The 21,984-nt window shown below is 72.7% G+C and carries 25 protein-coding genes, 1 tRNA gene and 2 pseudogenes; 15 read left to right on the top strand and 13 right to left on the bottom strand.

Translation table 11 applies throughout. From position 1 onward, the window contains the following. Window positions 1–201: 201 nt before the first annotated feature. Both ABJI51_RS03790 and ABJI51_RS03785 read left to right on the top strand, forming a co-directional pair. On the top strand, window positions 202–471 hold the full coding sequence (locus tag ABJI51_RS03790) for a hypothetical protein (RefSeq protein WP_348947504.1): 270 nt from the start codon (window positions 202–204) through the stop codon (window positions 469–471). Continuing rightward, window positions 468–1,520 (top strand): recombinase family protein, encoded by a 1,053-nt coding sequence (locus tag ABJI51_RS03785; protein ID WP_348947503.1) that lies wholly within the window; start codon window positions 468–470, stop codon window positions 1,518–1,520. Before ABJI51_RS03790 ends, ABJI51_RS03785 begins: the two co-directional genes overlap by 4 nt. Before the next feature lie 55 nt (window positions 1,521–1,575). Here ABJI51_RS03785 and ABJI51_RS03780 read toward each other — a convergent pair. After that, window positions 1,576–1,659 (bottom strand) — tRNA-Leu (locus ABJI51_RS03780). 630 nt (window positions 1,660–2,289) lie between these two features. Between ABJI51_RS03780 and ABJI51_RS03775 the strand changes: the two genes are divergently transcribed. Continuing rightward, window positions 2,290–2,685, top strand: coding sequence for a cellulose-binding domain-containing protein (locus ABJI51_RS03775; RefSeq protein ID WP_348947670.1), 396 nt, complete (start codon window positions 2,290–2,292; stop codon window positions 2,683–2,685). Here ABJI51_RS03775 and ABJI51_RS03770 read toward each other — a convergent pair. Then, window positions 2,646–3,572: a LysR family transcriptional regulator gene (locus ABJI51_RS03770; protein WP_348947502.1), complete on the bottom strand. Its 927-nt coding sequence runs from the start codon at window positions 3,570–3,572 to the stop codon at window positions 2,646–2,648. The two genes, ABJI51_RS03775 and ABJI51_RS03770, sit on opposite strands and share 40 nt — an antisense overlap. Window positions 3,573–3,670: 98 nt before the next feature. Here ABJI51_RS03770 and mdlC point away from each other — a divergent pair, with 98 nt between their 5' ends. The 5 genes from mdlC (at window position 3,671) to ABJI51_RS03745 (ending at window position 8,582) form a co-directional block, all read left to right on the top strand. Further along, a complete protein-coding gene (mdlC, locus tag ABJI51_RS03765; protein ID WP_348947501.1) occupies window positions 3,671–5,245 on the top strand; it encodes a benzoylformate decarboxylase in 1,575 nt (524 codons plus the stop codon). Window positions 5,246–5,247: 2 nt separating this feature from the next. Continuing rightward, on the top strand, window positions 5,248–6,675 hold the full coding sequence (locus tag ABJI51_RS03760) for a benzaldehyde dehydrogenase (RefSeq protein ID WP_348947500.1): 1,428 nt from the start codon (window positions 5,248–5,250) through the stop codon (window positions 6,673–6,675). 11 nt (window positions 6,676–6,686) lie between these two features. Beyond that, window positions 6,687–7,895 (top strand): MFS transporter, encoded by a 1,209-nt coding sequence (locus ABJI51_RS03755; protein WP_348947499.1) that lies wholly within the window; start codon window positions 6,687–6,689, stop codon window positions 7,893–7,895. 32 nt (window positions 7,896–7,927) lie between these two features. Further along, entirely contained in the window at window positions 7,928–8,098 is a 171-nt protein-coding gene (locus tag ABJI51_RS03750; protein ID WP_348947498.1) for a hypothetical protein, read from the top strand. A gap of 106 nt (window positions 8,099–8,204) precedes the next feature. Then, window positions 8,205–8,582, top strand: coding sequence for a hypothetical protein (locus ABJI51_RS03745; RefSeq protein WP_348947497.1), 378 nt, complete (start codon window positions 8,205–8,207; stop codon window positions 8,580–8,582). A gap of 52 nt (window positions 8,583–8,634) precedes the next feature. Here ABJI51_RS03745 and ABJI51_RS03740 read toward each other — a convergent pair whose 3' ends face one another. The 3 genes from ABJI51_RS03740 to ABJI51_RS03730 form a co-directional block, all read right to left on the bottom strand. Continuing rightward, the gene (locus ABJI51_RS03740) at window positions 8,635–8,835 is read right to left on the bottom strand and encodes a hypothetical protein (RefSeq protein ID WP_348947496.1); all 201 of its coding nucleotides are present in this window, start codon (window positions 8,833–8,835) and stop codon (window positions 8,635–8,637) included. Window positions 8,836–8,864: 29 nt separating this feature from the next. Beyond that, window positions 8,865–9,098, bottom strand: coding sequence for a DUF6480 family protein (locus ABJI51_RS03735; protein ID WP_348947495.1), 234 nt, complete (start codon window positions 9,096–9,098; stop codon window positions 8,865–8,867). 72 nt (window positions 9,099–9,170) lie between these two features. Beyond that, the gene (locus ABJI51_RS03730; RefSeq protein ID WP_348947494.1) at window positions 9,171–9,779 is read right to left on the bottom strand and encodes an HSP18 transcriptional regulator; all 609 of its coding nucleotides are present in this window, start codon (window positions 9,777–9,779) and stop codon (window positions 9,171–9,173) included. 105 nt (window positions 9,780–9,884) lie between these two features. Here ABJI51_RS03730 and ABJI51_RS03725 point away from each other — a divergent pair, with 105 nt between their 5' ends. Then, window positions 9,885–10,286: an Hsp20/alpha crystallin family protein gene (locus ABJI51_RS03725; protein ID WP_348947493.1), complete on the top strand. Its 402-nt coding sequence runs from the start codon at window positions 9,885–9,887 to the stop codon at window positions 10,284–10,286. Between the two features lie 18 nt (window positions 10,287–10,304). Here ABJI51_RS03725 and ABJI51_RS03720 read toward each other — a convergent pair whose 3' ends face one another. Continuing rightward, entirely contained in the window at window positions 10,305–10,751 is a 447-nt protein-coding gene (locus ABJI51_RS03720; protein ID WP_348947492.1) for a nitroreductase family deazaflavin-dependent oxidoreductase, read from the bottom strand. A gap of 252 nt (window positions 10,752–11,003) precedes the next feature. Here ABJI51_RS03720 and ABJI51_RS03715 point away from each other — a divergent pair. Continuing rightward, window positions 11,004–11,093 (top strand): annotated as a pseudogene (locus ABJI51_RS03715) (transcriptional regulator); the annotation flags it as partial. Window positions 11,094–11,143: 50 nt separating this feature from the next. Here the strand turns inward: ABJI51_RS03715 and ABJI51_RS03710 are convergent. Together ABJI51_RS03710 and ABJI51_RS03705 are read right to left on the bottom strand one after the other, a co-directional pair. Beyond that, a pseudogene (locus ABJI51_RS03710) lies at window positions 11,144–11,641 on the bottom strand (TIGR03086 family metal-binding protein); the annotation flags it as partial. Between the two features lie 74 nt (window positions 11,642–11,715). Then, window positions 11,716–12,072: an ArsR/SmtB family transcription factor gene (locus ABJI51_RS03705; protein ID WP_348947491.1), complete on the bottom strand. Its 357-nt coding sequence runs from the start codon at window positions 12,070–12,072 to the stop codon at window positions 11,716–11,718. Between the two features lie 54 nt (window positions 12,073–12,126). Between ABJI51_RS03705 and ABJI51_RS03700 the strand changes: the two genes are divergently transcribed. Further along, complete coding sequence (locus tag ABJI51_RS03700; RefSeq protein ID WP_348947490.1) at window positions 12,127–13,119, top strand: cation diffusion facilitator family transporter; 993 nt, start codon at window positions 12,127–12,129, stop codon at window positions 13,117–13,119. 120 nt (window positions 13,120–13,239) lie between these two features. Here ABJI51_RS03700 and ABJI51_RS03695 read toward each other — a convergent pair whose 3' ends face one another. Further along, a complete protein-coding gene (locus tag ABJI51_RS03695; RefSeq protein WP_348947489.1) occupies window positions 13,240–14,424 on the bottom strand; it encodes an MFS transporter in 1,185 nt (394 codons plus the stop codon). 62 nt (window positions 14,425–14,486) lie between these two features. On the opposite strand from ABJI51_RS03695, the gene ABJI51_RS03690 reads away from it, so the two are divergent. Next, entirely contained in the window at window positions 14,487–16,523 is a 2,037-nt protein-coding gene (locus ABJI51_RS03690; protein ID WP_348947488.1) for a leucine-rich repeat domain-containing protein, read from the top strand. A gap of 12 nt (window positions 16,524–16,535) precedes the next feature. Here ABJI51_RS03690 and ABJI51_RS03685 read toward each other — a convergent pair whose 3' ends face one another. Then, on the bottom strand, window positions 16,536–17,729 hold the full coding sequence (locus tag ABJI51_RS03685) for an MFS transporter (RefSeq protein ID WP_348947487.1): 1,194 nt from the start codon (window positions 17,727–17,729) through the stop codon (window positions 16,536–16,538). A gap of 179 nt (window positions 17,730–17,908) precedes the next feature. Here ABJI51_RS03685 and ABJI51_RS03680 point away from each other — a divergent pair, with 179 nt between their 5' ends. Then, the gene (locus ABJI51_RS03680) at window positions 17,909–18,493 is read left to right on the top strand and encodes a TetR/AcrR family transcriptional regulator (protein WP_348947486.1); all 585 of its coding nucleotides are present in this window, start codon (window positions 17,909–17,911) and stop codon (window positions 18,491–18,493) included. On the opposite strand, the gene ABJI51_RS03675 is transcribed toward ABJI51_RS03680, so the two are convergent. Together ABJI51_RS03675 and ABJI51_RS03670 are read right to left on the bottom strand one after the other, a co-directional pair. Further along, a complete protein-coding gene (locus ABJI51_RS03675; RefSeq protein ID WP_348947485.1) occupies window positions 18,490–19,590 on the bottom strand; it encodes a Gfo/Idh/MocA family protein in 1,101 nt (366 codons plus the stop codon). The genes ABJI51_RS03680 and ABJI51_RS03675 overlap by 4 nt on opposite strands. After that, the gene (locus tag ABJI51_RS03670; protein ID WP_348947484.1) at window positions 19,587–20,321 is read right to left on the bottom strand and encodes a sugar phosphate isomerase/epimerase family protein; all 735 of its coding nucleotides are present in this window, start codon (window positions 20,319–20,321) and stop codon (window positions 19,587–19,589) included. Before ABJI51_RS03670 ends, ABJI51_RS03675 begins: the two co-directional genes overlap by 4 nt. 186 nt (window positions 20,322–20,507) lie before the next feature. Between ABJI51_RS03670 and ABJI51_RS03665 the strand changes: the two genes are divergently transcribed. Further along, window positions 20,508–20,699: a hypothetical protein gene (locus tag ABJI51_RS03665; protein WP_348947483.1), complete on the top strand. Its 192-nt coding sequence runs from the start codon at window positions 20,508–20,510 to the stop codon at window positions 20,697–20,699. Window positions 20,700–20,785: 86 nt separating this feature from the next. Next, window positions 20,786–21,640: an SAM-dependent methyltransferase gene (locus tag ABJI51_RS03660; RefSeq protein ID WP_348947669.1), complete on the top strand. Its 855-nt coding sequence runs from the start codon at window positions 20,786–20,788 to the stop codon at window positions 21,638–21,640. Here the strand turns inward: ABJI51_RS03660 and ABJI51_RS03655 are convergent. Next, the gene (locus tag ABJI51_RS03655) at window positions 21,637–21,984 is read right to left on the bottom strand and encodes a CU044_2847 family protein (protein WP_348947482.1); all 348 of its coding nucleotides are present in this window, start codon (window positions 21,982–21,984) and stop codon (window positions 21,637–21,639) included. The two genes, ABJI51_RS03660 and ABJI51_RS03655, sit on opposite strands and share 4 nt — an antisense overlap.

Genomic DNA, 21,984 nt, shown 5'->3' with positions numbered 1-21,984 from the left:
TATGTGCCGATTACGTCCACCTCCTCGCATAGGTCGTTATACGGCCGACGTGCCCCGATCCGCTGCGCCGAACGGGCGAACGAACTCGACCACGCCGTCATAAGACGTCAGCCACGCCATCGGTCCAACGTGCACCCGCATCAACCACACTCGGCTCAGTTTCCTCCCGCGGACGACGCCGCAGACTTACTTGTGCAGTGGATGAGCAGAAGGAACCAGATCGGGGCTGCATCCACAGACGTCCAGGTGAACGGCATACGGTTCGCGTTCTACGGCCGCACGTCGACCACCCGCCATCAAGACCGCGTGTCGTCGCAGGGCTGGCAACGCGACATGGCCGATGGGTTGGTCGCGGGCCACGGCCAGGTCGCCGCCGCCTACTTCGACGCCGGCACCTCACGCCGCATCCCGTGGCGGCAGCGACCGCAGGCTGCCCAGCTCATGGCCGCGGCCTCGAGTCCAGAATCGTGATCGATGCGATCGTGGTCGGCGAGTACGAACGTGCCTTCACCGGCACCCAGTTCGCGACCCTCTACGCCTGGTGCTCCCGGCACGGCCTCCAGCTGTGGCTGCCTGAAACAGGAGGTCCGGTCGATCTCGCCAATCGCGATCACCGCACGCTGATTGCGCTGCTGGCCACCCAGTCACAGCGTGAGGTCTTGCGCGCCCGCCACCGTGTCTTGGCAGCGATGCACAACCAGGCCACCCAACAAGGCCGTTACCTCGGCGGTCGACCGCCCTACGGCTACCAGCTCGTCGACGTCGGCCCCCATCCCAACCCCGCCAACGCCCGCTGGGGCCGACGGCTGCAGCGCCTCGCCCCCGACCCTCGAACCGCCCCGCATGTGGCCTGGATGTTCCGGCAACGTCTCGCCGGCCATAGCGTCGCCAGCATCGCCCGGGACCTCAACGAGCGCGGTGTCCCCTGTCCGTCCAGCGCGGATCCGGACCGCAACCGGCATCGAACCCGCAGAGCCTGGACCCTACGCACCGTCGCCGTCATCCTGGCGAATCCGCGCTACACCGGCCGCCAGACCTGGAACCGCCGCGCCACCGGCACCGAAGGCCCAGCCTCAACGCCCGCACTGTCGGCGAAGGCCGCCCATCCAGCGCTCATCACAGGGCAGGACTTCGTCGCCGCGCAGCAAGTCCGGGCGGCGCGCCCCGCTGGCGACGGCCAGACTCGCCGATTCGCCCTCGCCGGGCTCATCCACTGCGGCGTTTGCAACCGGCGACTGGACTCGCACTGGAACCACGGGCGACCGACCTACCGCTGCCGCCACGGCCACACCAGCACCCAACGCGGGAGCCCAGAGCGAGCGAAGACGCTCTACATCCGCGAAGACCACCTCGTCGACGAGATCCAGGTCCGGCTCGGCGTTCAAGACAGTGACGGCCACGCCACGCTGGAGTCAGCTCGGACACGAAGCAACCGCGTCGCGACAGCGCTACGAGGCTCGGGACAGTCCATCGTCTACGACGGCGCCGGATGGCGACTGGAGAAGATTGATTCGAGCTAGGGCTACGATCGCCCCAGTTTCAAGATCGCGTTCCGCGATCCGTGGGGTAATACTGTGTCCGAGGGGGGACTTGAACCCCCACGCCCGTTAAGGGCACTAGCACCTCAAGCTAGCGCGTCTGCCATTCCGCCACTCGGACCTGCTGAAGAAAGAGTATACGGCCCCCCGACCCCCTTGTTCAGGGGGGTCCCCATCACCCTCGACACCCCCTCTGGCATGATCGGCGGGTTTCAGCCCGAACTGGATCGATCCAGCGCCAGGGAGAGGCCGCAAGGAAGGGTGGTTTACAAGACCGTCGTGGGTTCCTAGGATTCGCCGGTCGGGCCGCAACAGCTGGAGGTTCCGGAGTATGGCGCGCGCCGGCCGTGGGCGGGGGCGGCGGGGGGTCGCTGACGAGGCTCTCTCCGTTGCCGAGCTTCTTCGGGAGACCGGGGCTACGCCTCGGGCCCTTCATCCTCTCGGGGATACCTCTCCCCTTCGCGACGAAGATCTTGGGGATGGCTACCGGGAACGGCTCGAGCAACGTGCGCGGGAGGCCGCCGCTGTTCAGCAGCGGGCTGGGCGGCGGATTCGGTGGATCTCGGCCTCCTGTGGGGCTGCCGTTGTCGTCGGGAGTCTCGTTCTCGTTGCCGTCACCTCGGAAAGCTCTCCCGGGCGGTACGTTTCCGCGTCGGATCCGCTTGCTCCCGCCACCTCCGTCGTCGCGACTCCGCCGGGCACGTCGTCCGAGGTCAAGAGCACCAGCCGGACCAGTCCCAGCCCCGTGCGGATGAGCGCCACCTCCACCGCGCCCGCGGCGCCGCCTCCGCCGACGACGGTGGCGACGACGACGCCCGTCAAGACCGCCGGCTGCCGCGTTCACTATGCCGTCACCGATCAGTGGAACGGGGGCTTCACCGCCGGTGTTGCCGTCACCAACACCGGCACCGAAACGCTGAAGCCCTGGACCGTCACCTGGACCTTCACCGCCGGCCAGCGCGTCACCCACAGCTGGAACGGCGACTACAGCCAGAACGGCCCCGTCGTCACCATGAAAGCCGTCGACTACAACCTCGCCCTCGCCCCCGGCGCCACCGTCAACATCGGCTTCAACGGCGCCTTCGACCGCCAGAACCCGCCGCCCGGTCAGTTCGCCCTCGGCGGCGCCCACTGCGACGTCGGCTGACCCAGCACCTCGCGCATGAAGCCCACCAGCCAGTGCTGGGCCGGGCTGCGGGAATGCGGATGCCGCGTGTACACCGACACCTGCGCCGGCTCGACGTCCAGGGGCAGCTCGAACAGCCGGACCCGGTGGTCGGCCGCGAACATCTCCGCCACCAGCCGGGGCACCATCGCCACCAGCTCGCCGTCCTGGACCAGGTACGGCAGGGCCGCGAACCGGGTCACCTCCAGGACCACGCGATCGAGGAGGCCGTACGCCTCCAGCGCGCGGCGCGGGCCGTCGTGGCCGGTCGGGCCGAACACCGTCACGTGCCGCTCGGCCGCCAGTGCCCCGACGCTCACCTCGGTGCCCAGGCGCGGGTGGTCGCGGGACACCATGCCCAGGTAGCCCTCGGAAAACAGCGGGATCCGGGCGACGCGCTGGGAGTCGATCAGCGACGACGCGATGAACGCGTCGATCTCGCCGCGGCCGAGCTGGCCTGCCGCGTTGGCGACGTCGAGCGGGCGGACCGTCAGCGTCACCCCGGGCGCGCGGGACGGCAGCGCCGCCATCAGGCGCGGCAGCAGCGAGATCTCGCCCAGGTCCGACAGGCACAGCGTGAACGCCGCCCGCGCCGACGCCGGGTCGAACGACCACGCCCCGCTGACCGTCGTCTCGATCGCCGACAGCGCGCCGTGCAGCGGCTCGTAGAGCGCGCGGGCCGTCGTCGTGGGCTCCAGACCGGTGCCGGTGCGGCGGAACAGCTCGTCGGAGAACCGGCGCCGCAGCTTCTGCAGGCTGTAACTGATCGTCGGCTGAGTGACGTGCAGCGACTCCGCCGTCGCGGTCACGCTGCGCGTCTCGTAGAGCAGGACGAACGTGCGCACCAGGTTGAGGTCGAAGTCGCGCATCATCGATCCCGTCTATGTCGGAGCGAGGCAACATTTATTGGAGCACAGCCCGGCGCGCTCCTAGGGTCTGGTCCAACCCCGCACGGAGGAGGACGCGCATGCCCACCGCCCGCCGGCTCGCCCACGAGTTCCTGGACCGCCGGGGCCTGACCACGATCTTCGGCAACCCCGGTTCGAACGAGCTGCCGTTCCTGGCCGAGCTGCCGGACCACTTCCGCTACGTCCTGGGCCTGCACGAAGGCGCCGTCGTCGGGATGGCCGACGGCTACGCCCAGGTCACCGGCCGCCCGGCGCTGGTCAACCTGCACGCGGCCGCCGGCTCGGGCAACGCGATGGGCGCGCTCACCAACGCCGTCCACTCCCGCACTCCCCTGGTGCTCACCGCCGGCCAGCAGGTCCGCTCGGCGATCGGGCTGGAGGCGATGCTCGCCAACGTCGGCGCCACGCAGCTGATGCACCCGCTGGTCGGCTGGTCCGGCGAGCCGAGCTGCGCGCAGGACGTCCCGCGCTCGCTCGCCCAGGCGGTGTTCGAAGCCGAGCTGCAGCGCCGCCCGAGCTACCTCTCGGTCCCGTACGACGACTGGGCCGCCGAGCTGGACGGCACCGCCGCGGTGACGCTGGACCGGACCGTCCACCGGGGTCTCACGCCGTCACAGGCGCAGCTCGACGACCTCGCCGCGCAGGTCGCCGCGGCGCGCAACCCCGCGCTGGTGCTCGGCGGCGACATCGACGCCGCCGGGCTTTTCGGCCGCGCCGTCGCCCTGGCCGAGCACCTCGCGCTGCCGACGTGGGTGGCGCCGTCGCCGCACCGGCTGCCCTTCCCCAACCGGCACCCGCTGTTCCGCGGCGTGCTGCCGGCCGGCATCGCGCCGGTGTCGGCCGCGCTCACCGGGCACGACCTCGTGCTGGTGCTCGGCGCGCCGGTGTTCCGCTACCACCAGCACGTGCCCGGTGAGTTCCTGCCCGCGGGCACCCGGCTGGTCCAGGTGACCGACGACGCCGGTGCCGCGGCCCGCGCGCCGATGGGCGAGGCACTGGTCGCCGACCCCGCGCCGGTGATCGAGGCACTGCTGACCCGGGTGCCCGGCCGGACCTCGGCGGGCGGCCACGCCGAGATCCCGGAGCCGAAGACCGGCGGGAAAGCCCTGCATCCGGAACAGGTGTTCGCCGCGCTGCGCGAGACCCAGCCCGACGGCACCCGGTACGTCGTCGAATCGACGTCGACGAACTCGGCGTGGTGGCGGCAGATGGACCTGCGCCACGAGGGCTCCTACTTCTTCCCCGCCGCCGGCGGCCTCGGGTTCGGCCTGCCCGCCGCGGTCGGCGTCGCCATGGGCAGCCCGGACCGCCCGGTCGTCGGCGTCATCGGCGACGGCTCGGCGAACTACGGCATCACGGCGCTGTGGACCGCCGCGCACTACCGCGTCCCGGTCACCTTCGTGATCCTGCGCAACGGCGTCTACGGCGCGCTGCGGTGGTTCGGCGAGCTGCTCGGGACACCGGACGTGCCCGGCACGGAAATCCCCGGCCTCGACTTCACGGCCATCGCAGCAGGCTACGGCGTCCCGGCCACCACCGCCCTCGACGAGGACGACCTGCGTACCCAGCTCAAGACGACCCCGGACGGCCCGCAGCTGATCCAGGTCGACACCGAACCGACCACACCGGAGTGATCATGACCTTGCTCGCTGACCCCTTCCCCGGCGGCACCGGCGGGACCCACGCAGTCGTCGAACCGGCCACCGGCGAAACCCTCGGCCACGTCGGCATCGCGACGCCGGACGACGTCGCGGAAGCCGCCGCGAAGGCCGCGAAGGCCCAGCGCGACTGGGCGCGGCGCAAGCCCGCCGAACGCGCCGCGGTGCTGCGCCGCGCCGGGGAGCTGTGGGAGACGCACGCCGCCGAGGTGCAGGACTGGATCGTCCGCGAGGCCGGTTCGACGCGGCCGAAGGCCGGGATCGAGACGGAGATGGCGGCCGGGATCTGCTTCGAGGCCGCGGCCCTGCCCACCCATCCGCTCGGCGAGGTGCTCAGCACCGGCGAGCCGCGCTGGTCGCTGGCCCGGCGGGTGCCGGCGGGCGTGGTGTCGGTGATCTCGCCGTTCAACTTCCCGCTGATCCTGGCGATCCGCTCGGTCGCGCCCGCGCTGGCGCTGGGCAACGCCGTGCTGCTCAAGCCCGACCTGCGGACCGCGGTGTCCGGCGGAGTGAGCATCGCGCGCGTCTTCGAGGAGGCCGGGCTGCCCGACGGGCTGCTGCACCTGCTGCCCGGCGACGCCGCCGTCGGCGCCGCGGTGGTCGGCGCGCCGGAGGTGTCGGTCGTGTCGTTCACCGGCTCGACCGCGGCCGGGCGGAAGGTCGGCGAAGCCGCGGCGCGCTCGCTCAAGCGCGTGCACCTGGAGCTGGGCGGGAACAACGCGCTCGTCGTGCTGCCCGGCACCGACGTCGCCAAGGCGGCCTCCGCCGGGGCGTTCGGCTCGTTCCTGCACCAGGGCCAGATCTGCATGACCACCGGGCGGCACCTCGTCCACGAGTCGCAAGTGGACGAATACGTCGAAGCACTGGCCGAGAAGGCGCGACGGCTCCCGGTGGGGAATCCGGCCGAGAGCGACGTCGCGCTCGGCCCGATCATCGACGAGCGGCAGCTCGCGCACGTCACCGACGTCGTCGACCGCAGTGTCGCGGCGGGCGCGCGGGTCGTGGCGGGCGGCAAGCCCGACGCGCCGTACTACCCGCCGACCGTCCTTTCCGGACTGGACGACGCCACCCCGGCGTGGCGCGAGGAGATCTTCGGCCCGGTCGCGCCGGTCCGCGCCTACCGCGACCTCGAGGAGGCCGCCCGGATCGTCAACGACTCCGAGTACGGCCTGTCGGTCGGCATCCTCGGCGACGTCGGCACGGCGATGAAGCTGGCCGACGAGGTCCGCTCGGGGAAGGTGCACATCAACGAGCAGACCGTCGGCGACGAGCCGACCGCGCCGTTCGGCGGCGTCGGCGACTCCGGCAACGGCTCCCGCTTCGGCGGGGCGAAGGCCAACATCGAGGCCTTCACCGAAACGCAGTGGCTGACCGTCCGCGCGGACCTGGCGCCCTACCCCTTCTGAGGAGCACGGCGATGACGACGACGTCTCCCCGTCCACTGTGGACGGCGGCCCTCTGCTGGCTGACCGTCCTGCTCGAGGGCTACGACCTCGTGGCGCTCGGCGCGACCATCCCCACCCTGCTCAAGAGCGGCTACCTCGGGTTCACCGCGGCCGGCGCGACCCTGGTCGCGACGGTGTCGCTGATCGGCGTGGCCGTCGGCGCGGCGTTCCTCGGCCCGCTCACCGACCGGTTCGGCCGCCGCGCGCTGCTGCTCGGCTCGGTCCTGCTGTTCTCGCTGTTCACCCTGCTGACGCCGCTGGCACCGGACGTCGCGACGTTCGGGGTGTTCCGGTTCGCCGCCGGGCTCGGCCTCGGCGCGTGCATGCCGGTGGCGCTGACGGTGATGTCGGAGAACCTGCCCGCGCGCCGGCGTGCCAGCGCGAGCACGTTCACCATGACCGGCTACCACGTCGGCGCGGTGCTGACGTCCGTGCTCGCGCTGTCGGCGAAGGAAGACTGGCACGTGCTGTTCTACGGCGGCGGCATCGCCGGGCTGCTCGTCGTGCCGCTGATGTGGGTGAAGCTGCCGGAATCGGCGGCCTACCTCGCGGCCAAGGAGGAGCAGACCGAGCAGATCCGGGTGAAGGACCTGCTCGGCCCGCGGTTCCGGCGGATCAGCCTGGCCGTGTGGACCGGCTCGTTCATGGGGCTGCTGCTGGTCTACGGGCTCAACACCTGGCTGCCGCAGCTGATGCGCACCGCCGGTTACCCGATCTCGACGTCGATCACGCTGCTGCTGGTGCTCAACATCGGCGCGGTGCTCGGGCTGGTGCTGGCAGGCACGATCGCCGACCGGTTCGGCATCCGGCCGATCGCCCGGATCTGGTTCGGCGCGGGTGCCGTGCTGCTGGCCGCGCTGAGCCTGAAGATCGGCAACGCCGTCGTGCTCAACGCCGTCGTGCTGCTGACCGGCGTGTTCGTGTTCTCCGCGCAGGTGCTGATCTACGGGTACGTGGCGCACGCGTTCCCGGCGCAGGCGCGGGGCACCGCGCTCGGGCTGACGTCCGCGGTCGGGAGGCTGGGCTCGATCCTCGGGCCGTTCGTCACCGGCGCGCTGGTCACCGCCGGGGTCGCCTACCCGTGGGGCTTCTACTTCTTCGCCGTCGTGGCCGCGCTCGGCCTGGGCGCGGTGCTGCTGCTGCGCGGCGAGGCACGGTTGGCGGCGGTGCCGTCCGGGTAGCCGCCGGGGACCGGCTACGCGAAGGAGGTCCGATGTCCGAGCCGCACCACGAGACCGGCGAAGAGGATTCGAGCGGGAATCCCGTCCCGCGTGAGGAGTACCCGCCGCGCCGGAACGAGCCCGAAGGGCCGCTCGAAGACGAAGACGCGAAGGCCAGGCCGGGGCATCCCGGTTCGCACGAGAACTTCCGGGGTGGCGACTGATTCCGAAAACGGCGGAGCCGGAATCCGGCGAACGTGGATTGATCAACTTCGCCCGGCGTTCTTAAAGTTCTCATTACCAAATCATTGGGTAATGAGAGGAAAACCGATGCGCATCGCCGCCCGGACCCTGACCGCGCTCACCCTGGCCGCCGGAGCGGCCCTGGCCGCCGCCCCGGCCGCGACGGCCGGTCCGACCAACCACTTCGTCCTGTTCAGCAACCGGTTCGCCTTCCCGATGTTCGCCTGTTACACCGCGAAGGACGCGCAGGGCCACCAGCTCGCGCACGACTGCGACCAGGTGCAGACGCGCGGGAAGTCGACGTTCTGGGTGCCCAACAACGCCTCGGAGACCCGCGTGACGGTGTCCGACCGCGGCACCCAGATGTTCGCCAGGAACCACCCGAACAACCGCGACCTGTGCATCCGCGCCACGTCGACCGGCGCAGTGCACGAGGCCACGGAACAGCCCTGCACCCCGAACTGACGCTCGTGAGTGCGTAACAGTGTTAGAACACTGTTACGCACTCACGACGCTTTTATACCGTTTCTTCGGGACGGCGCCTGCCCAGCGTCGCCTCCGGCCGCTCGGTCCGGCGGTCGGAGTCGCGCAGCACCTCGGCGGCCTGGCCTTCCGGGTCGTCGCTGTCGGCGGCCTGCTCCTCGGGCAGCAGCTCGGCCCGCGTCCCGGACCGGCCGGCGATGTCGTTGCGTTCGTCGAAAGGCTGTTCGCTGGTCATGATCGGCGGGTACCCGCGGCGGCGCGGTCTCAGACACGCAGCCAGCCGACGGCCAGCGCGACGATCAGCGCGGCCACCATCAGCACGAGAATCCCGGTGAGGACCAGCCACAGGGCGGGCATGGCGCGGGAGGGCATCGGCTGGGGATGCGACAGCCCCGACGTCTGCGCGGAGTCGGGCGGCGTGCTGCCCGGCGGCACGCCGCCCCCGGCCTCGAGGTCCGGGGTCCGGCGGGGATCCGGATCCGGGGGTTGCGCGGTCATGGCACTCGTCCTTTCCGTCGCTTCCGCGACGGGTGCCCGGCAGCGCGCCGGGCAAACGCCGTGCCCGCCGGTTCAGTCCCGTGACCGGCGGTTTCCCGCGGCGTCGCGGCGCAGCCGGTCGGTGTGCTCGGAGATCTCCCCGAGCTGCTCCGCCAGCCCGGCGTGGGTGCCGGTCAGGTGCGGGCGCGCGGCGGCCAGCGGGGACAGCAGGCTGGCCGGGTCGTCGTCGCCGAGGGCCGCGCCCAGCCGGTCCGCGCTCTCCTGTGCCGCCGGGCCGAGGCCGTCGAGGGCGCTGACCCGGCCCGCCAGCTGACGCAGGATGGCGGAGTTGCGCCGCGCCCAGTCGGCGACCGCCCGGTCACCCGCGCGGCGGTCGCGTTCGGCGTCGACCCGCGCCTCGCCCGTCTTCTCCCCGGTGTGGGACGGTTGCAGCCGCAGATACCGGCGTTCGGCGGCCTGACGGCTCGCCACCCCCAGTGCGGGCGCGAGCGCGACCCAGCTGGCGCCGGCCGCCCGGGCCGCGGTGATCAGCTGGGGTTCCCAGCTCGCCAGCTCCTCGCGCAGCAGCCGCAGCCCGGACAACGCGTCGAGCAGCTGGTTCTGCTCCGCGGTGCCCGCACGGGCGGCCACGACCACGTCGTGAATGCGGCGTACAGCGCCGATCGGATCGGTTCCGTCCATAACGTCATCCTTTCGACGACCTGTCCCTTGTCATCGTTTTGATGACATGCTAGAACAGAACCGCGTGTTGACACCAGAGCCGTAGTCCCAGGAGGTGGATCCCCGATGTTGATGCGCACCGACCCGTTCTTCGGCACCGGCACCTGGTCGAAGCCCGCCGCGATGCCCATGGACGCCTACCGCGCCGGCGACGAGTTCGTGGTCTGCTTCGACCTCCCCGGCGTCGACCCCGCCGCGATCGAGCTGGACGTCGAGCGCAACGTCCTCACCGTCAAGGCCGAGCGGCGGCCGCTGCCGACCGGCGACGACGTCCGGATGCACGTCTCGGAGCGGCGGCTCGGCGTGTTCTCCCGCCAGCTGTTCCTCGGCGACACCCTGGACCCCGACCACGTCACCGCGGACTACGACGCCGGCGTGCTGACCGTGCGCATCCCGATCGTGGAGAAGGCCAAGCCGCGGCGTATTACCATCGGCGGGAGCGGGGACCGCACGGAGATCAAGGCCTGAGCCCGGGAGCTGTCTGAGTCAGGCCGGGTCGATCCGGAAGACGGCGATGCGCCCGGCGGCCGCGGCGACCGCGTCCGGCGTCGGCGCGTCCGCCAGTCCGGTGGTCACGAACCGCTTCCCCACGCTCGCCGGGCTCGTCCGGACCAGCTCGCGCAGGAGCGGCCGCCGCTGGTCGACCGGCAGTTCGGTCAGCTTCGCGGCGGCCTGCCGACGGCCGCGCGTGAGCGTCACCTCGCCCGCGGCCCGCACGTTCGCCACCCACGCCGCCTTCGGATAGGCCTGGAAGACGTAGCGGCCACCCTGGAGCGCGATGACCGCGACCGGGAAGGTCCGCGGCACGCCGGTACGCCGTCCGGGCACGGTGAGCAGCTGCATCGGGCCGAAGGCGAGCCCGAGCCGCTGCAGGGCCACGACGATCTTGTTGCCGGCGTTGACCAGCCGGCGGTAGCTCTGCGCTGAGGTCATCCCGCGATCTTATATGAAACCCATATTATCTGTAAGTCGTATCGTTCCGGTCCGGGTTTGGGGTCCGGCGGCAGCGGGTCGGGCACGGGCGTGCCGGGTTCCGGCCGGTCCGGACCCGGGCCGGGCGGCACGGGCTCCGGAACGCCGGGATCGGGCTGGACCGGCTCGGGCGGCGCCGGAGGCGCGGTCAGGCTGGGCATCGGCATCCCTCCGGCTACCCGCTCCGCCGGACGGAAACCCTCAGGCAGGCACCCGCGCCAACAGCTGGTCGTCTACCAGGCCGAGCCGGGCAGCCCGTCGGAAGCGGCACTGGCCCTGCTGGGCAGCCTCGCCGCCTCCTCCGCCCGGCGGCCGAGGAAGGCGAGCAGCCGCGTCTGCGCGTCGGCCCCGGCGGGCGGCTCCAGCTCGGGACCGAAGAACCCGGGCCGCCGCACGACGTGCTCCCGCGCCCAGCCGAACGCGACCTCGACCAGCTCCGGCGCCAGGCGGACGTCCCGCCCGAGCGCCGAACCGATGTCCCAGGCGTGCGCGGTGAGGTCGGTGATCAGCAGCGTCACGACGCCGACGAGCGGGATTTCACCGAGCCCGGTGAGCGAGATCGGGCGCCGCAGCTGATCTGCGTCCAGGAAGGTCACCCGCGCGGCCCGCCACGTCGCCAGCGGATCGGTCCCGGCGAGCACGGCGGGATGCGGCGCGCCCGGCGCACCGGCGGTCTCGGCGTAGTCCGCACCGGTCGCCCAGGCCAGCAGCTGCCGCTGCCCCCAGACGACGTGCCCGGCGACGTCCCGCACCGACCACTCCGCACACGCCGAGGGCGTCTCCCACTGATCGTCCCGCACCGCGGCCAGCTCCGCGTCGAAGCCGTCCTGCGCGCGGCGGTACAAGTCCATCGTGTCCATGTCGCTCCTTCGTCTTCGGGGGGTTTCCTTCCCCGAGGACGAACGGGACCGGCCGGACTCGACAGTCAGCTGGGGTGGTGCGCGTGCTCGGCCGGGAGGTCGCCGCGGTCGACGTGGTCTGCGTGGTGGAGTGCCTGGGCCAGCAGGCCGCGGACGTGGTTGTCGGCCGCCGAGTAGTAGACGAACGTGCCTTCGCGGCGGCCCTTCACCAGGCCCGCCAGGCGGAGTTTCGCCAGGTGCTGGCTGACCGCCGTCGGGGCCGCGCCGGCCAGCTCGGCCAGGCAGGCCACCGATGATTCGCCCTGCAGCAGCGCCCACAGCACCTTGACGCGGGTCGGGTCGGCCAGCAGCCGGAACGTCTCCGCGGCCAGGTGGACCTGCTCTTCGGTGGGCATGTCGAAGTCCGGCAGCGACGCGTGCATGCGACCGACCCTACTACTTGCGTATCTGCGTGTGTGCGCAGATAGACTCATCCCATGACCGGACACGGACACGGACACGGACACGGCCACCGGCACTCCCGGTGGCGCCCGCACAGCCACGACAGCGCCGACCGCGTCGACCGCGCCCTCGAAACCAGCAGGCGGGGCCTGCGCGCGCTCGTCTGGTCGTTCGCCGCGCTGTTCGCCACGGCCGTCGCGCAACTGGTGCTCGTGCTGGTCACCGGGTCGGTGGCGCTGCTGGGCGACACGATCCACAACTTCGCCGACGCGCTGACCGCCGTCCCGCTCGGCATCGCGTTCCTGCTCGGCCGCCGCGCCGCGACCCGCCGCTACACCTACGGGCTCGGCCGCGCCGAGGACCTGGCCGGCGTGGTCGTGGTGCTCGTCGTCGCGGCGTCGGCGGCGCTCGTCGGGTACGAGTCGGTGCTGCGGCTGCTCGATCCCCGCCCGGTCGGCAACCTCTGGGTGGTCGCCGCGGCGGGCGTCATCGGCTTCGTGGGCAACGAACTCGTCGCCCGCTACCGGATCACGGTCGGCCGCGAGATCGGTTCGGCCGCGCTGGTCGCCGACGGCGTGCACGCCCGCACGGACGGCTTCACCTCGCTCGCCGTCGTCGCCGGCGCGGCCGGGGTCGCGCTCGGCTTCCCCGCCGCGGACCCGATCGTCGGGCTCGGCATCACCGTGGCGATCCTGTTCGTCCTGCGCGACGCGGCGAAGGAGGTGTTCCGGCGGCTGCTGGACGCGGTCGACCCCGCGTCGGTCGAGCTGGCCGAGCGGACCGCCCGCGCCGTCGACGGCGTGCTGGACACGCGTGAGCTGCGGATGCGCTGGATCGGGCACCACCTGCGGGCCGAGCTGGCGGTGACGGTGGCGGCGGATCTGACCGTCGAGGCCGCCCACACGCTCGCGCACGAGGTGGAACACCGGCTGCTGCACGCGATCCCGCGGCTGACCGCGGTGGTCGTCCACACCGAGCCGGCCACCGGGGCGGACCGGGCCCACGAACGGCTGGCCCACCATCATTAGGGGCATCACGCGTGACTGAGCGGGCATCACGCGTGATTGAAGGGGCATCACGCGTGATTGGGCGCGTAACTCGCGTGATCAGGGACGGGACTCGCGTGATCAGGGACGGGACTCGTGTGATCAGGGGCGGGATTCGGTAGGCGGGGTTGCCGTTGCCCGCCAGGTTGCGGCGGCGGCCAGGGCCGTCAGGGTGGCCAGGGCGCCCGAGACCGCGACCGCCGTCACCGGGCCGGTTTGCTCGGCCAGCAGGCCCGCGGCGACGATCGCCACGCCCTGGGCGCTGTAGAGGCACGTGCTCAGGCGGCCCAGTACCGTGCCGCGGCGGTCGTCCGGGATCAGGCCGACCACCGCCGCCTGGAGGCGGATCAGGTACACCGTCGACAGGCCGCCCGACAGTGCCCAGAGCGTCACCGTCCACAGTGGACCCGGCAGCAGCGGGCACACCACCAGCGGCAGCCCGGCCAGCGCCGCCGGCACCGCGACCGACCGGGGCGGCCGGTGCGGGCGGGACGCCGTGCGGGCCGCCCACCAGCCGCCGAGGACGCTGCCTGCCGGGTCCGCCGCCATCAGCAGGCCCACGCCGGACGGCGCGATCCCGGCCGCCGCCGCGTACGGTGCCGCCAGGCCTTCCGGGACCACGAGGAAGCCGATCATCGCCGCGAATCCGTACACCGCAACGAGAACCGGGCCGGTCTTCACCGGCGGGGCCGTCGTGCGCGCGGCCCGCGCCGCCGGGCGGGGACGCACGGACAGCACCACGATCGCCGCGCTCGCCAGGAACGTCGCCGCGTTGCCCAGCAGCGCGACGGTCGGCCCGGCCGCCGTCACCAGCACGCCGCCGAGCCCGAATCCGGCGACCTGCACCGCCTGGGTGCCGATCTGCCGCAGTCCCATGCCCGCCTGGTACAGCTCCGCGGGCAGGACGTCCGGCAACAGCGCCAGCTGCGCGGCCTTGAAGGGCGCGGACGCCAGCGTCAGCACGCCGACCAGGCCCCACAGCAGCCACAGCGGCAGCCCCGGCACGGCCATCGCGGCGGCCAGGATCCCGCGGACGACGTCGGTCGCGACGACGACGGTCCGCCGCGGGTGGCGGTCGGCCAGCCCGGACAGCAGGAATCCGCCCAGCACGGCAGGCACGAACGTCAGCGCGTAGGTCAGCCCGGTCAGTGCCGCCGAGCTGGTCCGGCCGAAGACGACCAGGGCCAGCGCCACCCGCGCGACCTGGTCTCCGGCCACCGAAAGCACTTCGGCCAGCAGCAACGCCCGGAACTCCCGGACGCGCAGCACGGCGCCGAACCCCGCCATTCCCACCACCCCCGCAAACCTTGCTCCGTTTTTTGTCGGTGCCCTCCGCTAGCGTCGCTTCCGTGATCGACTACGCAACGGAGATCGAACGGGCACTCGACGGCCCGCCGGGCAGGCTCGCCTTCCGCGTGCTCTGCGGTCTCCTCGAGCGCGCGGGCAGTCCCGGGCACCTCGTCGAGCTGTGCGAGCGGCGGCTCGCGGCGTGGCCGGACGAGGTGCGCGAAGCACCATGGTCCTGGCTTGCCGCGCTGCACGCGGGCCACGTCCGCGCGGGCTGGCGGCTCGCCCGGTCGATCGCGCTCGCGTCCGGGCACCCCGGCACCGTCGATCCGCCCTTTCCCGATCCACGGGCGCAGCCGGAGCTGCGCGGCATCAGCACCCTCGACCTCGGCAGCTTCGCCGCGGACGAGCTGGCGGCCGTCGTCGATGCCTGGCCACACTGGGCGAACCTGCGGTCGCTGCGGATCGGCTTCCTCACCCCGATGGACGCCGACCTGATCGGCACGTTCGCCGCCGTCCCCGATCTCGCGCGACTGGAATCGCTGAACCTGATCGAATTGCGCGAAGACCTGTTCCACTTCGCCAAGCCGCCGTTCCGGCCACCCGCCGGACGGCCGCTGCGCCTGCGGCACGCCGGTCTGCGTGCGCCCGACCTGGTGCACCTGCTGCGCGCGGAGCTGGTGCCGGACCTGCGTTCGGCCGAGGTCATCGTGGGCAGCGCCGAGGAAGCACGGGACCTCGCGGCCTGCCCGCAGCTGGCCCGGCTCGACCGGCTGGCGCTCGGCTTCCGCTGCGGACACAACCGCGTGAGCCCAGGCGGGAAACACTTCTTCGGCAACGTCGTCGAGGAGGACGACGCGGCTTGCGAGGACTTCTTCGCCCGCGCGGACCTGTCCGGCCTCACCGCGCTGACGCTCCAAGGAACAGGGCTGAGCCTGGAACGGGAAGGCCTTGGCTCCCGGGGTCTCGCGGCCGTCCTCGGCTCCGGCGTCCTGCCCCGGCTGACCGAGCTGGCGCTCGTCCGGCTGCCGCTGGGCGACGACCCGCTCACCCGGGTCGTCGGTGCCCTTGGCCGGGACCGCGTCGAGAAGCTGACGCTCACCGACGTCGTGGCCACCGACGTGACCGCCGCCGCGTTCACCGGCACCTTCCCGCGGCTGCGTGCGCTCGACCTGAGCCGGAACTACCTCACCGAGGACGGCGCGCGGCACCTGGCGGCCGCTGTCCGGTTCCCGGCGCTGGCGGACCTCGACCTCTCCGGCGGGGACGTCGGCTCGCCGTACTACCTGCGACCCGCCGTCCAGCCGATCGGCGACGACGGCGTCAGGGCATGGGCCGGATCGGGCAACGCGGCGAACCTGACGCGGCTGAAACTGACGGCCACCGGGCTCGGTCCCGAGGGCCTCCTTGCCTTGCTTCGTCCGGGAAACCTGGCCGAGCTGGACGTCTCCGGCAACCCCGTCGGCTGGCCCGCGGACGCCGCGATCCCGCCCACGGTCCGCAGGCTCGGCCTCGACGACTGCGGCCTCGACGACGACGCCGTCCGCGCGCTGACCGCGGCCGGGCCGTCGCCCGGCCTGACCGCGGTTTCGCTGGCCTACAACACCATCGGCTCGGCGGGAGCGAAAGCCCTCGCGGCCTGGAGCGCGCTGCCCCGGCTGCACGAGCTGAACCTGCACGACAACGTGATCGGCGACGACGGGCTGGCCGAGCTGGCGGCCCCGCTGCTCGTCGAACTGGACCTGGAACAGGACTGCTGGAACGCCGCCCAGCGGCGGCTCGGCAGCCCGCTCCCGCCCGAGGTCACCGATCCGGCGTCCTTCCCGAACCTCGACGCGATGTTCCTCGGCGTCGTCGACGAATACCACGGCGCCCGGTACTCCAGCGGTTTCCCGCCGCAGGTCCGGGAAGAACTGGCCGCGGCGAGCACCACCCGGCCCGAGCTGGTCGCGTTCCTCACCCACCTGAACCTGGACGAGACGGACATCGAACCCCGCCCGGACCACGACTTCCGGCACGACGCGGCCGCCCGGCACGCCGAGTGCGTCACGGAAGCGCGTGAGTTCGCCCGCCGGAGAAGGGAAGGTGAGCACGGCTGAGCCCTCTCCCGGTCAGGAGCAGACGGGCTCCTCCGCCGGTTCCGGCTCCGGGCTGAGCACCCCGGCGCACAGCGCCGCCAGCACGCACAGCACCACCGGCACCGCGAACGTCACGTTCAGCGGCAGCCAGTGGGTCAGCCCGCCGATGAGCGCGGGACCGGCCAGCAGCCCGACGTATCCGAGGCCGACCACCCGGGCCATCAGCGCGCCCGACGCCCGCGTGTCCAGGTTGCCCGCCGCGGTGAACAGCTGCGGGACACCGCCGGACAGGCCGAGGCCGAACAGCGCCCAGCCCACCAGCGACAGCGGCACCCACGGGGCGGCCGCGGCCGTCGTGAGGCCGACCGCGGCCAGCGCCGCGCCGTAGCGGACGATCGCCGCCGGGCCCGCCCATGCCGCGACGCGGTCGGTCAGGAAGCGGCCGGTCGTCATCGCCACCGCGAACGCGCCGTAGGCCAGCGCCGCCGTCGAGGCCGACGTGCCGAGCACCTTCTCCATGTGCAGGGCAGCCCAGTCGTTCGCCACGCCTTCCGACAGCATCAGCGCCAGTGCCAGGCCGCCGAGCAGCCAGACCACGCGGCCCGGGGTGCGGCGCCGGACCGGCGCCGCGTCGGCGGGCGTTTCGGGCGCCGGCGCGTCGGACGGCTCCATCAGGAACCGCGCCGACAGCAGGGAAAGCAGCACGCACAGCAGGCCGGTGGCCGAAAGCGTCACGCCGGTGGGCACGCCGGCGCCGAGCGTCGCCGCGCCGATGACCGCGGCGATCGCGCCGCCGATCGACCACATCGCGTGGAACGCCGCCATGATCGGGCGCGGGTAGGCGCGTTCGACCACGACCGCGTGGGCGTTCATGCCGACGTCGATCGCGCCGTTGCCGAAGCCGAACAATGCGAGCGCGAGCCCCAGCGTCCACCACGAGTTCGCGAAGCCGGGCCCGCACAGCGCGAGCCCCATGAGCACGCCGGCGGACGGCACCAGCCGCCGCTGGCCGAGGCGGTCGACCAGCGGGCCCGCCACCTGCATGCCCGTAAACGCCGCACCGCCGAGCACCAGCAGCAGCGCGCCGAGCGTGCTGTGCGAGATGCCGGTCGCGCGTTCGACGTTCGGGATGTGCACCACCCACATGCCCATCCCGAACCCGTTGAGGGCGAAGAACATGAAGGTCGCGAACCGGGCGGCACGCGGCAGGGGCGGGACAGTCGTCATCGGCTCTCCGTGGGGACGGCGGCGGGCCCGGGCACGCCGCCCTGGACCGGCTTCACTTCGCGATGCTCGCAAGCCTGCGGCGTTCGCACCATCGATTTGTCCGTTCGCTCACGATTCTGGGGCGAACGACGGCTGCGGCATGATGGTGCCGTGCACGCAGCCGAGACCACCGCAACGCCGTGACCGGGTACCTGAAGGGCCGCATCCGCCGTGAGGACATCATCACGGCGGCGGCCGCCGCGTACGGCGAACTGGGCTACCACGGCTCGTCGCTGCGGGAGATCGCCAAGCGCGTCGGGATTTCGCACGCGGGCCTGCTCTACTACTTCCCCACCAAGGAAGCCCTGCTCGCCGCGGTGCTCGAACGCCGCGACGCCGAGGACGCCGAGCGCGAGCAGCTGACCGTGCCGCCCGGGCTGGACGTCCTGCGCCACTTCGTCGCGCTCGCCGGGCACAACGTCCGCCACCCGGGGATCGTCGACCTCTACTCGCGGCTGGCCGCCGAGGCGGTCGCCCCGGACCACCCGGCGCACGAGTACTTCGTGCGCCACTACCGGGCCGCGCGGGCGGGCGTGCGCGAGTCGTTCGAAGTCCTCGCCGCCCGCGGGGAACTGCGGGAGGGCGTCGACCCCGGCATGGCGGCGCTGACGTTCATCGCCCTGATGGACGGCCTGCAGGTGCAGTGGCTGACCGTACCGGGCGACGTCGACCTGGTCGGCGCGCTGCGCTTCTGTCTGCAGAACCTGCTCACCGTCCCGCTCTAGAGGGTTTTCGCATACGGGTCCCAGCCGTCCGGCAGCACCGGCGGGACGTCGGCCGTGCTCGCGACCTCGACGGTCCGCCCGAGGGTCAGCGACTCCTCGATCGCCAGCATCGCGTCGAGCACGTGGTAGGCCAGCGCACCGGACGCGCGTTCCGGTGCACCGGCGCGGATCGCCCGGGCCAGCTCCAGCACGCCGGTGCCGCGCGAGGCCGCGTGCCCTTGTGCGGGCAGCTCTTCCGGCTCGGCGTGGCCGGGCAGGTGCAGCCGGGTCGGCTCGTCGAACCGGTTGGGATCCGGCAGGACGGCGGTGCCGCTCGTGCCGGTCAGCTCGACCATCCCGGTGCGCACGAGTGCCGAGTCGAAGCTCAGCACCAGCTGGGCCGAACCGCGCTCGAACTCGGCGAGGGCGGTGACCGTGGTCGTCACCGTCACCGGGAACCGCGTCCCCGCCCGCGGCCCGGACCCGACGACCCGGGTGTCGCGGGCCCGCGCGCCGGCGCCGGTGACGCGCCGGACCGGGCCGAGCAGGTGCACCAGCGACGTCAGGTAGTACGGGCCCATGTCGAGCAGCGGCCCGCCGCCCGCCTGGAAGTAGAACTCCGGCGCCGGGTGCCACACTTCCGGCCCCGGCACCTGGAACAGGGCCAGCGCGGTCAGCGGACGGCCGATCCGGCCCGCGTCCACGGCGCGCCGCGCCGTCTGCCACGCGGCGCCGAGCACGGTGTCGGGGGCGCTCGCCAGGCGCAGGCCCTTGTCCCGGGCGCGGTCCAGCAGCGCGCGGCCGGTCTCGCGGTCGAGCGCGAGCGGCTTCTCCGTCCAGACGTGCTTGCCCGCTTCGAGCGCGGCGAGCCCCACGTCGGCGTGCGCGGCCGGCAGGGTCAGGTTGACGACGATCTCGACCTCGGGGTCGGCGAGCAGCTCGGCCACGGTGCCCGAGTGCGGCACGCCGTGTTTCGCCGCCTGCGCCGCCGCGCGCCCGGTGTCGAGGTCGGCGACCCAGCGCACCTGCACGTCCGGGAAGCTCGTCAGGTTCTCCAGGTAGGTGCCGCTGATGACGCCGGCGCCGATGATCCCGACGCCGGCCGGGCCGCCGGTCACCGGGCCGCGCCGGTCAGGAAGGCGTGGCTGGCGGCGAGAGCTTCGAAGAGGTCGCCGTCGAAAGCGTCGAACTCGACCACGCGCAGGGCGCCGGGCGCCGCGGCGAGCACCTCGGCGACCGGCACGCGGCCCTGGCCGGCGGGGACCTGGCCGGTGGCGTCGGTGGCGAGGCCGCCGTCCTTGACGTGGATCGCGCGGACGCGGTCGCCGAGCCGCCGCAGCAGGGCGGGCGCGTCCGCGCCGCCCGCGGTGGCCCAGTAGGTGTCGACCTCCAGGGCGACGGCCGGGTCGAGCCGGTCGGCGAAGACCTCGAAGGCGCTGCGGCCGTCGAGCCGGGATTCCAGCTCCCACCAGTGGTTGTGGTAGCCGACGCGCAGGCCGTGCTCCGCCGCGACCTCGGCGGCGGCGTTGAGCGCGTCCGCGGTGGCCGCGACGGCGGCCGCGTCCTGCCACCGCTCGGGGGCGGCCATCGGGTCGATCACCAGGCCGATGCCCAGCTCGGCCGCGGTGGCGAACACGGCGTGCTGGTCGGCGCCGATCAGGCGGGCGTGCGCGGTCGGGGCGGTCAGGCCGGTGGCGGGCAGCCCGGCCCGCAGCGCCTCGGCGTTCTCGACGACGCCGTACGGCTCGACCTGCGTGAAGCCGATCGCGGCCAGCCGTTGCAGGGTGCCGCCGGGATCGGCCGCGAACGCGTCGCGGACGGAGTACAGCTGCACGGAAAGCTCGCTCATCCCCAGCTCCAGACGTTCCCCGGTGAACTCCCCTCAATTTCTACCAGTCGGTCAAAATTGACACCAGGCCGTTCCTCCGGACGGCGGCGTGCCACGGCTCACGCCGGAAAGTGTTTCGGCAAACGGCCGATGGGGCAGTAGCGCCAAGAGGGGACGGGCCAGGGCCGAACCGGGGAGGTGCCGGGAGTGGACAGGACAGGGGACGAAGTGGACACGGGGGCCGCCGGCCACCCGGCGTCCCGTCGCGACCTGACGGAACTGTCCGAGGCGGCCCGCGACCTCGACCGGCGGATCGAGCAGCACCTGGCCCGGCTGCGCCGCGAACGCGAGCTGCGCGCGCACGACATCCCCGGCCAGCGGCTGCGCCCGAGCGGCTGAACGGACGACCTCGGGTTTCACTGCCCGGACGCGGGCTACTACTCTGGGTGGCCCAACGCCACCCGCCGAAGTCCTGCGAGGTCGCCATGCCCGACGTCCCGTCCACGCTGTCCCCGAGCCAGACGCCGGTGGGAGTCGACCCCGGGCGGCCGAGCATCGCGCGGATCTACGACGGGTTCCTCGGCGGCAGCAACTTCTACGAAGTCGACCGCGTGGTGATGGACAAGATCCGCGAGGCGGTCCCGGAGGCGGTCGACATCGCCCGCGGCAACCGCGGTTTCCACAACCGCGCGCTGCGGATGCTGGCGAGCCAGACGGGGATCCGGCAGTACGTCGACTGCGGGTCGGGGCTGCCGACGGCGGAGAACACCCACCAGATCGTCCAGCGCATCGACAAGGACACCACCGTCGTCTACGTCGACAACGACCCGGTGGTCCTGGCGCACGGCCGGGCGCTGCTGGTCGAGAACGACTTCACGCACATGGTCGACGCGGACATCTTCCAGCCCCGGCAGGTGCTGGAGCACGAAGAAGTGCTGCGGCACATCGACTTCTCCGAGCCGGTGGCGCTGCTGCAGGTCGGCACGATGCACCACTTCGAGGGCGACGGCGTCACCGGCATCATGCGCGAGTACATCGACGCCCTGCCGTCGGGCTCGTACGTGGTGCTGTCGCACTTCTTCGACCCCGAGGTGCCGGAGCTGACCGCGATCGCCAAGCGCATCGAGCAGATCCTGGTCCAGGGCCCGCTGGGCGCGGGCCGGTTCCGCACGCGCGCCGAGATCGAGGCGCTGATGGACGGCCTCGAGGTGATCCAGCCGAACGCGATGTCCGAGCCGGGCCTGGCGGTCTGCGACGAGTGGTGGCCGGACGGCCCCCGGCTGACCCCGCTCAGCGGCTCCGCCAAGTGCGTTGCGGGGATCGTGGGCCGCAAGCCCTAGCGCGGGTCCGGTTCTTCTGCTTCGTCCTCAGTGGACGGTTCGCGGATCCACTTGAGCTTGACCTCGAACTGGCCCTGCAGCCCGGTCCGCGCGATCACCGCGCCCGCCTGGGCGTCGAGCTTGACGCCGAACTTCAGCTCGACCTCGTCCGGACCCATCTCGCGGAAGCGGGACAGGGCGGCGGTGGCGGCCGCGCGGACCTCGTCGAGGGCGTGCTCGAACGTCGTCGTCGCCTTGCGGAGCACGCCCGAGGGCGCCGACGCGTGTTCCAGGCCGGGTTCCGGCTCGACCTCGACCACCACCGATCCGCCGTCGGCCAGCGGGAAACGCACGAACTCCGGCAC

The sequence above is a fragment of the Amycolatopsis melonis genome (assembly GCF_040064235.1).
GTDB classification, from domain to species: Bacteria; Actinomycetota; Actinomycetes; order Mycobacteriales; family Pseudonocardiaceae; genus Amycolatopsis; species Amycolatopsis melonis.
Note: the sequence above shows the minus strand (reverse complement) of the source record. Positions and strands in the feature narration are given on the sequence as shown.

Excerpts from the sequence above, each read along its gene's own strand:
- ABJI51_RS03790 (WP_348947504.1), top strand. The coding sequence starts at position 202 with ATGAGCAGAAGGAACCAGATCGGGGCTGCATCCACAGACGTCCAGGTG.
- ABJI51_RS03775 (WP_348947670.1), top strand. The coding sequence starts at position 2,290 with ATGAGCGCCACCTCCACCGCGCCCGCGGCGCCGCCTCCGCCGACGACG.
- ABJI51_RS03770 (WP_348947502.1), bottom strand. The coding sequence starts at position 3,572 with ATGCGCGACTTCGACCTCAACCTGGTGCGCACGTTCGTCCTGCTCTAC.
- mdlC (WP_348947501.1), top strand. The coding sequence starts at position 3,671 with ATGCCCACCGCCCGCCGGCTCGCCCACGAGTTCCTGGACCGCCGGGGC.
- ABJI51_RS03760 (WP_348947500.1), top strand. The coding sequence starts at position 5,248 with ATGACCTTGCTCGCTGACCCCTTCCCCGGCGGCACCGGCGGGACCCAC.
- ABJI51_RS03755 (WP_348947499.1), top strand. The coding sequence starts at position 6,687 with ATGACGACGACGTCTCCCCGTCCACTGTGGACGGCGGCCCTCTGCTGG.
- ABJI51_RS03750 (WP_348947498.1), top strand. The coding sequence starts at position 7,928 with ATGTCCGAGCCGCACCACGAGACCGGCGAAGAGGATTCGAGCGGGAAT.
- ABJI51_RS03745 (WP_348947497.1), top strand. The coding sequence starts at position 8,205 with ATGCGCATCGCCGCCCGGACCCTGACCGCGCTCACCCTGGCCGCCGGA.
- ABJI51_RS03740 (WP_348947496.1), bottom strand. The coding sequence starts at position 8,835 with ATGACCAGCGAACAGCCTTTCGACGAACGCAACGACATCGCCGGCCGG.
- ABJI51_RS03735 (WP_348947495.1), bottom strand. The coding sequence starts at position 9,098 with ATGACCGCGCAACCCCCGGATCCGGATCCCCGCCGGACCCCGGACCTC.
- ABJI51_RS03730 (WP_348947494.1), bottom strand. The coding sequence starts at position 9,779 with ATGGACGGAACCGATCCGATCGGCGCTGTACGCCGCATTCACGACGTG.
- ABJI51_RS03725 (WP_348947493.1), top strand. The coding sequence starts at position 9,885 with ATGTTGATGCGCACCGACCCGTTCTTCGGCACCGGCACCTGGTCGAAG.
- ABJI51_RS03720 (WP_348947492.1), bottom strand. The coding sequence starts at position 10,751 with ATGACCTCAGCGCAGAGCTACCGCCGGCTGGTCAACGCCGGCAACAAG.
- ABJI51_RS03705 (WP_348947491.1), bottom strand. The coding sequence starts at position 12,072 with ATGCACGCGTCGCTGCCGGACTTCGACATGCCCACCGAAGAGCAGGTC.
- ABJI51_RS03700 (WP_348947490.1), top strand. The coding sequence starts at position 12,127 with ATGACCGGACACGGACACGGACACGGACACGGCCACCGGCACTCCCGG.
- ABJI51_RS03695 (WP_348947489.1), bottom strand. The coding sequence starts at position 14,424 with ATGGCGGGGTTCGGCGCCGTGCTGCGCGTCCGGGAGTTCCGGGCGTTG.
- ABJI51_RS03685 (WP_348947487.1), bottom strand. The coding sequence starts at position 17,729 with ATGACGACTGTCCCGCCCCTGCCGCGTGCCGCCCGGTTCGCGACCTTC.
- ABJI51_RS03670 (WP_348947484.1), bottom strand. The coding sequence starts at position 20,321 with ATGAGCGAGCTTTCCGTGCAGCTGTACTCCGTCCGCGACGCGTTCGCG.
- ABJI51_RS03660 (WP_348947669.1), top strand. The coding sequence starts at position 20,786 with ATGCCCGACGTCCCGTCCACGCTGTCCCCGAGCCAGACGCCGGTGGGA.